General features: G+C 71.0%; 8 protein-coding genes. 7 read left to right on the top strand and 1 reads right to left on the bottom strand.

Going from position 1 to position 6,933, the window contains the following annotated elements; all coding sequences use genetic code 11:
* From FRW57_RS14965 to FRW57_RS14945, 5 genes are all read left to right on the top strand, one after another.
* The coding region (locus tag FRW57_RS14965; RefSeq protein ID WP_203230343.1) for an FtsX-like permease family protein at positions 1–839 on the top strand (839 nt) is incomplete at its 5' end.
* Positions 836–1,723 carry an ABC transporter ATP-binding protein gene (locus FRW57_RS14960; RefSeq protein WP_137122853.1) on the top strand — a complete coding sequence of 296 codons (888 nt, stop codon included), beginning with the start codon at positions 836–838 and terminating at the stop codon, positions 1,721–1,723. The genes FRW57_RS14965 and FRW57_RS14960, both read left to right, overlap by 4 nt.
* Positions 1,724–1,766: 43 nt before the next feature.
* A complete protein-coding gene (locus FRW57_RS14955; RefSeq protein ID WP_152186362.1) occupies positions 1,767–2,468 on the top strand; it encodes an ABC transporter ATP-binding protein in 702 nt (233 codons plus the stop codon).
* Between the two features lie 9 nt (positions 2,469–2,477).
* Positions 2,478–2,798, top strand: coding sequence for an MTH1187 family thiamine-binding protein (locus FRW57_RS14950; RefSeq protein ID WP_137122854.1), 321 nt, complete (start codon positions 2,478–2,480; stop codon positions 2,796–2,798).
* On the top strand, positions 2,795–3,340 hold the full coding sequence (locus FRW57_RS14945) for a GNAT family N-acetyltransferase (protein WP_238999446.1): 546 nt from the start codon (positions 2,795–2,797) through the stop codon (positions 3,338–3,340). Before FRW57_RS14950 ends, FRW57_RS14945 begins: the two co-directional genes overlap by 4 nt.
* Here the strand turns inward: FRW57_RS14945 and FRW57_RS14940 are convergent.
* A complete protein-coding gene (locus FRW57_RS14940) occupies positions 3,326–4,303 on the bottom strand; it encodes an aldo/keto reductase (RefSeq protein WP_152186360.1) in 978 nt (325 codons plus the stop codon). The genes FRW57_RS14945 and FRW57_RS14940 overlap by 15 nt on opposite strands.
* 23 nt (positions 4,304–4,326) lie before the next feature.
* Between FRW57_RS14940 and FRW57_RS14935 the strand changes: the two genes are divergently transcribed.
* Both FRW57_RS14935 and FRW57_RS14930 read left to right on the top strand, forming a co-directional pair.
* The gene (locus tag FRW57_RS14935; protein WP_238384810.1) at positions 4,327–4,842 is read left to right on the top strand and encodes a MarR family winged helix-turn-helix transcriptional regulator; all 516 of its coding nucleotides are present in this window, start codon (positions 4,327–4,329) and stop codon (positions 4,840–4,842) included.
* Between the two features lie 119 nt (positions 4,843–4,961).
* The gene (locus FRW57_RS14930) at positions 4,962–6,716 is read left to right on the top strand and encodes a coenzyme B12-dependent isobutyryl-CoA mutase large subunit (RefSeq protein ID WP_137122856.1); all 1,755 of its coding nucleotides are present in this window, start codon (positions 4,962–4,964) and stop codon (positions 6,714–6,716) included.
* Positions 6,717–6,933 lie beyond the last annotated feature (217 nt).

The raw sequence follows: 6,933 nt of genomic DNA, 5'->3' as shown, positions 1-6,933 counted from the left end.
CGCCGGCCGGGGTGCTGGCCGTGGACTACGTCGCGGTCGCCGGGCCCGAGCTGACCATGACCCACCGGTGGGTTCCGAGTGACCTCCCGGCGCTACTGGCCGGGGCCGGCCCGCCGGACGCCCAGCACGGCCGGTTCCAGGCCGCCGGGCTCGACGGGATCGACCGGTCCATGCACCGCGTCGGGCACGTCGCGTTCGTGCCGGGGGCGCCCAAGGACACCCTCCTGGTGGACCTGGACATGCTGCAGCGCGGCGGGCAGGAGCCCGCGACGCTGGACTCCCTGCAGGTGTGGTTCGCCCACGACGACCCGGCCCTGCTGGCGCGGCTAACCACGGACCTGGGCAAGCACGGCATCTCGGCCACCGAGTCCACCACGCCCAGCGACCAACGACGCACCTACGACGAGTCGGCCGCCGCGATCGGCCTGGGCCTGGCCCTGGTCGTGGGCATCGGGGCGCTGCTGATCGCTGCCCTGGTGCTGCTGGTGCTCGTCGCCACGTCCTGGCGGCTGCGCACCCGTGACTATGCCGCGCTGCGGCTGGCCGGCGTGCCGCGCGGACGCATCACCGCCCTGGCGCTGGGCGAGCAGCTGCCCGTGGTCGGCCTCGCCGTCGTGGTCGGCGCGGGCTGCGGGGTCTATGGCGCGCACCTGGCCATGCCGAGCGTGCCGCTCTTCTCCACGCCGCCCGCAGTGTCGGTGCTCGACCTGGTGACCGACTGGCCGGCCGTGCTGGTCTCAGCCGCAGGGGCGTTCGTGCTGCTGGTGGGAGTCGGGACGCTCTGCGGCCGCCTGCTGTCGGCGCGTTCCCACCTGCTGCGCGTCAGGGAGATGCCGTGAGCACCGGGCGGCGGGGACTGGCCATCGCCACCCACGGCCTGGTGCACATCTACCGGTCGGAGGGCAATGACGTCGCGGCGCTGTCGGGAGTCGACCTGCGGGTCGCGCCCGGCGAGATGATCGGGCTGCTGGGCCCTTCCGGAGCGGGCAAATCCACGTTGCTCACCCTGCTGGGCGGCCTCTTCCGCCCGAGTGCCGGCAAGATCTTCGTGGGGGACGTGGAGCTCTCGGGGCTGTCCGGGCGGGCGCTCGACCGGATGCGGGCGAGTCGGGTGAGCCTGATGCTGCAGGGTGCCTCCCGCAACCTGCTGCCCTACTACACCCCATGGGAAAACGTCGAGTTTGCCCAGGTCGCAGCGCGCTCCGCGGGCGCCGACGTACTTCCCGAGGTCGAGGAAGTCCTCGAGCTGGTGGGTCTGCGCGACCAGGCGAGCTCCCCGCTGTCCGAGCTTACCCCCGGTCACCTGCAGCTGGCCGCCCTGGCGGTCGCGGTCGCCGGTCGCGCCGGGGTGCTGCTCGCCGACGAACCCACCAGCCAGCTCGACCACGAGGCCCGCGACGCGGTGCTGCAGACCATCGCCCGGGTCAACGCGGAGACCGGCACCACGGTGGTCCTCGTCACCCACGACCCCGAGGTCGCACGGGCGATGCCGCGCACGATCACCATCAGGGACGGCCGGATCGGCGGTGAGGGCAGGCTGGGAGAGGAGTATGCCGTCGTGTCCGCCGACGGCTTCCTGCCGCTGCCCGCGCACGCCCTCGAGGTCCTGCCACCGGGCACGCTCGTGCGGGTCCACGCCGAGGACGGCACCTACCGGCTCGTTCCGGAGCCCCGCACCGACGACACCGATCCGACGAGCGACAGTGAGGGGGCACCCCGATGAGCGGGACCAGCGCGCTCCTGCGGGGGAAGCGCCCGTGACCGGCATGGTGGAGGTACCGCCCCGGACGACGGACGCGCTGCGAGCCGAGGGCCTCGAGGTGGCCTACGGAACGGTTGTCGCCCTGCACGATGTCACCCTCCACCTGAGCCCCGGCAGCCTCGTCGCGGTCACCGGCCCGTCCGGCGCGGGCAAGACCTCGCTGCTGTGGGCGCTCGCGGGCGCGGTGGCCCCGAGTCAGGGGGAGGTGCGCTTCGGCGACCGGTTGGTCGCCGAGCGCGAGCGCGCCGCGGGACTCGGGATCGCCTTGGTGCCGCAAGGAAACGGACTTGCCGACATGTTGACTGCGACCGAGAACATCACGGCCGCCCTGCTGGCCCTCGGGGTGAGCGCTGTCGACGCACGAAGGAGAGCGAGTGAGGCCCTGACCGCTGTGGGCCTGGTCGACTCCGGTGACCACCTCATCGAGGAGCTCTCCGGCGGCCAGCAGCAGCGGGTGGCGGTGGCCCGCGGGCTCGCCGCACGGTCGACCGTCCTGCTCGCGGATGAGCCGACGAGCGACCTCGACTCGGGCAACCGGGAGCGCGTCGTGGCGCTGCTGCGCGCCGAGGCCGACGCGGGGGCGGTGGTGCTGATGGCCACCCACGACCCCGAGTCCGCGGCCGAAGCCGACGCGGAGATCGTGCTCGACCAGGGCGTCATGACGTGGAAGCGGGTGGCCGAGGAGAGGACGAGTGGAGAGGCATAAGGTCGAGACATGCTCTTCGCCTTCTCCATCGCACCCTCTGGTTCCGACTCCGCCGACGGCTCGGTCAGCAAGGCCGTGGCCGAGGCCATACGTGTCGTGCGCGACTCCGGGCTGCCGCACGAGACCACCTCCATGTTCACCACGATCGAAGGTGAGTGGGACGAGTGCATGGACGTGGTCAAGCGGGCCTGCGAGGCGGTCCAGGCCAGCAGCCCACGGGTCTCGCTGGTGCTCAAGGCCGACCTTCGCGCCGGCTACACCGGTCAGATCCAGGAGAAGGTGCGGCGCATCGACGCCGTGCTGGACGGCGACGCTTCAGAAACTTCGTGACGGGCGAGTATGTCGCCCGCCCACCGGTGGCGGAAGATGCGCCGGCCATCGCGGCCACGCACGTCCGGGTGTGGCGCGAGGCGTACGCCGGCGTGATGCCGCAGGACTACCTCGACGGCATGGACGTCGAGAAGTCGGTGGCCAAGTGGCGGCTGATCATCGCCGACGAATCCGCTGCCGCCACGCGGAAACGATCCGACCCGGTCGTCAAGGTCACCCGGATCGCCGAGCACATCGCCACCGGGGACGTCATCGGTTTTGCGACGTTCGCTCCGGCCCGAGACGAGGACCCGCCCACGCCGGGTGAACTCTGGGCGATCAACATCCTTGCCGCGCACCACGGCTCGGGGGTGGCCGACCAGCTGATGGCGGCCACGGTGGGTGACCGGCCGGCATACCTGTGGGTCGTGGAGCAGAACCTGCGCGCCCAGGCCTTCTACCGGCGGCACGGCTTCGGCGTGGACGGGGGAACGTCGGTGCACGAGGTGACCCCGACCCGCGAGATCCGGATGGTGCGTCGCTCCGGGTCAGGAGCGCAGTGACCGCACCCGCTTCCGTGCGTCGCCCAGGGCGATCCCCGCGGCCGACGCCGGCCTGAAGGCACGCGCCGCCGCGGTGAGCGCGCTGAGCTCGTCTTGGGCGAGCACCACATCCGCCGCCGCGACGTTGAGCTCGAGCTGCTCGACGCTGGAGGCGCCCGGAATCACCACGACCCGGGGCTGGTGCAGCAGCCACGCGAGCGCCGCCTGGGCGGGGCGGACGTCGTGGGCGGCGGCCACGTCCCGCACCTGGTCCAGCAGCAGGGCGGCCCGGGTGAGGTTCTCCTCGCTGAAGACGGGGTTGTGGGACCGGATCCCCGACGGCCGGTGCGTCGCGTCATAGCGGCCCCCGAACAGGCCCTGCGCGAGCGGGCTGTAGGCGATGACCACCCGCTCCTCCTGCTCCGCGAAGGGCACGAGGTCGGCGAGCGGCCCCGCGTGGGCGAGCGAGAACTGGACCTGGTTGCTGACCACCGGACGCCCGAGTGCGGCGTCGGCCCTGTGCCAGCGGGCGAGGGAGTAGTTCGAGACGCCGACCGCGCCGATCCGCCTCTCCCGCAACAGGTCCCGCATGCCACGCATGGTCACCGCGTCCGGGACCAGCGGGTGTGCCTGGTGGATCTGGTAGAGGGGGATCCGATCCAGCTGAAGTCGCCGCGCGCTGGCCCGTTCGCGACGGCGCACCATCGGGGGAACCGGCAGGAGGGGGAACAGCTTGCTGGCCACGACGACCTCGTCACGACCCGGCCCGAGCGCCTCACCCAGGATCCGCTCGCTGCGGCCGAACCCGTAGAGCTCGGCGGTGTCGAAGAGGGTGACCCCGAGCTCACGTGCCCGCCGGACGATCTGGCCGGCGGTGTGGTCGGCGTACTCCTCCCCGTAGCCCCACTCCTTGGTGCCGAACTGCCACGTGCCCAGGCCGATGCGGCTGACCCGCCCGGCGCCGGGGATGTCGAGGTGTTCCATGGCATCCAGACTAGGTTGGCCCCGTGCCCGCCCGATTCCGGTTGCCTTTCGACCCGATCCTGCGTGCCCGCGACCTCTGGCGGGCCCGGTGGGGTGCGCAGGCGGCACCGGCGGAGATGGCGGCGGCCACCTCGATCATGCGCGTGCAGCAGATCCTGCTCGGCGACTTCGACTCCCGGCTCGCACCGCACGGGCTCACCTTCGCGCGCTACGAGGCGTTGGTGCTGCTGGCGTTCAGCAGCCGAGGGGAGCTGCCGATGAGCAAGGTGGGGGAGCGGCTCATGGTGCACCCCACGAGTGCGACCAACATCGTGCAGCGGCTGGCGGCGCAGGGCTTCGTCGACCGGGTGCCCAACCCGAGGGACGGTCGTGGTGCGCTCGCCCGGATCACTCCGGCCGGCGAGGACGTGATGGAGGCGGCGACCCGCGACCTGGTGGTGTCGGACTTCAACCTCGGCACGCTCAGCACGGCCGAGCTGGCCCAGCTTTTCGCGTTGTTGCGCAAGGTCCGCCTCGGTGCCGGCGACTTCGACGCCTGAGTGAGGACCCGAGCGAAGCGAGGCCCGGAGCGATGGCGGAGAAGCGCCAGAGGGAGCGGCGACTTCGACGCCTGAGCCGGGGATGTGACATTACTAGGACGTCCTAGTAAATTGGGGGTATGACCACCACTGCGCAGCAACCCGAGCCCTCCGTCCCCACCAGCGGCCGGTCGCGGTGGCAGGAGCGGTATGACGATGCGCTGGCCAAGGGGCGCGTGCGCGACGCCGACTTCACCACGCTGTCCGGCGTCGAGGTCGACCCGGTCTACGGGCCGGACGCCGCTGCCGAGGCGGCCGACGAGCGGATGGAGCGGATCGGCTGGCCGGGGGAGTACCCCTTCACCCGTGGCCTCTACCCGACCGGCTACCGCGGGCGCGCGTGGACGATCCGGCAGTTCGCGGGGTTCGGCAACGCCGAGCAGACCAACGAGCGCTACAAGATGATCCTGCGCAGCGGTGGCGGTGGCCTGTCGGTGGCGTTCGACATGCCGACCCTGATGGGTCGCGACTCCGACGAGCCGCTCAGTCTCGGCGAGGTCGGGCACTGCGGCGTCGCCATCGACTCGGCGGTCGACATGGAGCGGTTGTTCAAGGACATCCCGCTCGGTGACGTGACGACCTCGATGACGATCAGCGGCCCTGCGGTGCCCGTGTTCTGCATGTACCTCGTCGCGGCGGAGCGCCAGGGGGTCGACACCGGCATCCTCAACGGCACGCTGCAGACCGACATCTTCAAGGAGTACATCGCGCAGAAGGAGTGGCTGTTCGCGCCCGAGCCGCACCTGCGTCTCATCGGTGACCTGATGGAGTACTGCTCGGCGAACATCCCCGCCTACAAACCGCTCTCGGTATCCGGCTACCACATCCGCGAGGCAGGGTCGACGGCCGCGCAGGAGCTGGCGTTCACCCTCGCCGACGGCTTCGGCTACGTCGAGCTCGGGCTGTCCCGCGGCCTCGACGTCGACGCGTTCGCCCCCGGACTGTCCTTCTTCTTCGACAGCCACCTCGACTTCTTCGAGGAGATCGCGAAGTTCCGTGCCGCCCGGCGCATCTGGGCGCGATGGATGCGCGACGTCTACGGCGCCAAGACCGACAAGGCGCAGTGGCTGCGCTTCCACACCCAGACCGCCGGTGTGTCGCTGACCGCACAGCAACCGATGAACAACGTGGTGCGCACCTCCGTCGAGGCGCTCGCCGCGGTGCTCGGTGGCACGAACTCGTTGCACACCAACGCTCTTGACGAGACGCTCGCTCTGCCGACGGAGCAGTCCGCCGAGGTCGCCCTGCGCACCCAGCAGGTGATCATGGAGGAGACCGGCGTGGTCAACGTCGCCGATCCGCTCGGCGGTTCCTGGTATGTCGAGGCCCTCACCGACAAGATCGAGGCGGAGGCCGAGGCGATCTTCGAGAAGATCCGGTCGATGGGCGAGAAGGACCGGGCGGCAGACGAGGACGGGGAGCGAGAGCACCAGATCGGTCCGATGACCTCCGGGATCCTGAGGGGCATCGAGGACGGCTGGTTCATGTCCGAGATCGCCGAGGCTGCCTTCCAGTACCAGGTCGCGCTCGAGAAGGGTGACAAGAAGGTCGTCGGCGTCAACTGCCACACCGAGTCGATCAGCAGCGAGCTGGAGATCCTGCGGGTCAGCCACGAGGTGGAGCGCGACCAGGTACGCGTGCTCGGTGAGCGCAAGGCGGGTCGCGACGACGCAGCGGTGCGCGCGGCGCTGGAGCACATGGTCGACGTCGCGGCCACGGAGGACAACATGATCCCGGCCATGCTCGACGCCGTCCGCGTCGAGGCGACCATGGGCGAGATCTGCAACACATTGCGTGACGTGTGGGGCGTCTACCGCGAGCCGGCACGGTTCTGAGCGCGTCCCACGAGCTGCTCGACGGAGCCGGGAATTCTCCGATCGGCGGCACTCTGCTTATCGTGCAGGCATGAGAGCCCGTTTTGCCGTCGTCCTCACGACCGCTGCCCTCTTGGCCGTCGCCGGGTGCAGCGGCTCCGACGCGGACGCCGGTGGCTCCGCCTCGCCGAGCGGCGGGGCGACCAGCATGGTCGCCCCGAGTGCGAGCGGCGAGGCG

It is taken from the genome of Segeticoccus rhizosphaerae, assembly GCF_009192725.1.
GTDB classification, from domain to species: Bacteria; Actinomycetota; Actinomycetes; order Actinomycetales; family Dermatophilaceae; genus Segeticoccus; species Segeticoccus rhizosphaerae.
The sequence above is the reverse complement of the archived record's forward strand: the minus strand, read 5'-3'. Positions and strand labels throughout refer to the sequence as shown.

What these genes read in the sequence shown, in the direction of transcription:
- FRW57_RS14955 (WP_152186362.1), top strand. Translation starts at nt 1,767, where the DNA reads ATGGTGGAGGTACCGCCCCGGACGACGGACGCGCTGCGAGCCGAGGGC.
- FRW57_RS14950 (WP_137122854.1), top strand. Translation starts at nt 2,478, where the DNA reads ATGCTCTTCGCCTTCTCCATCGCACCCTCTGGTTCCGACTCCGCCGAC.
- FRW57_RS14940 (WP_152186360.1), bottom strand. Translation starts at nt 4,303, where the DNA reads ATGGAACACCTCGACATCCCCGGCGCCGGGCGGGTCAGCCGCATCGGC.
- FRW57_RS14930 (WP_137122856.1), top strand. Translation starts at nt 4,962, where the DNA reads ATGACCACCACTGCGCAGCAACCCGAGCCCTCCGTCCCCACCAGCGGC.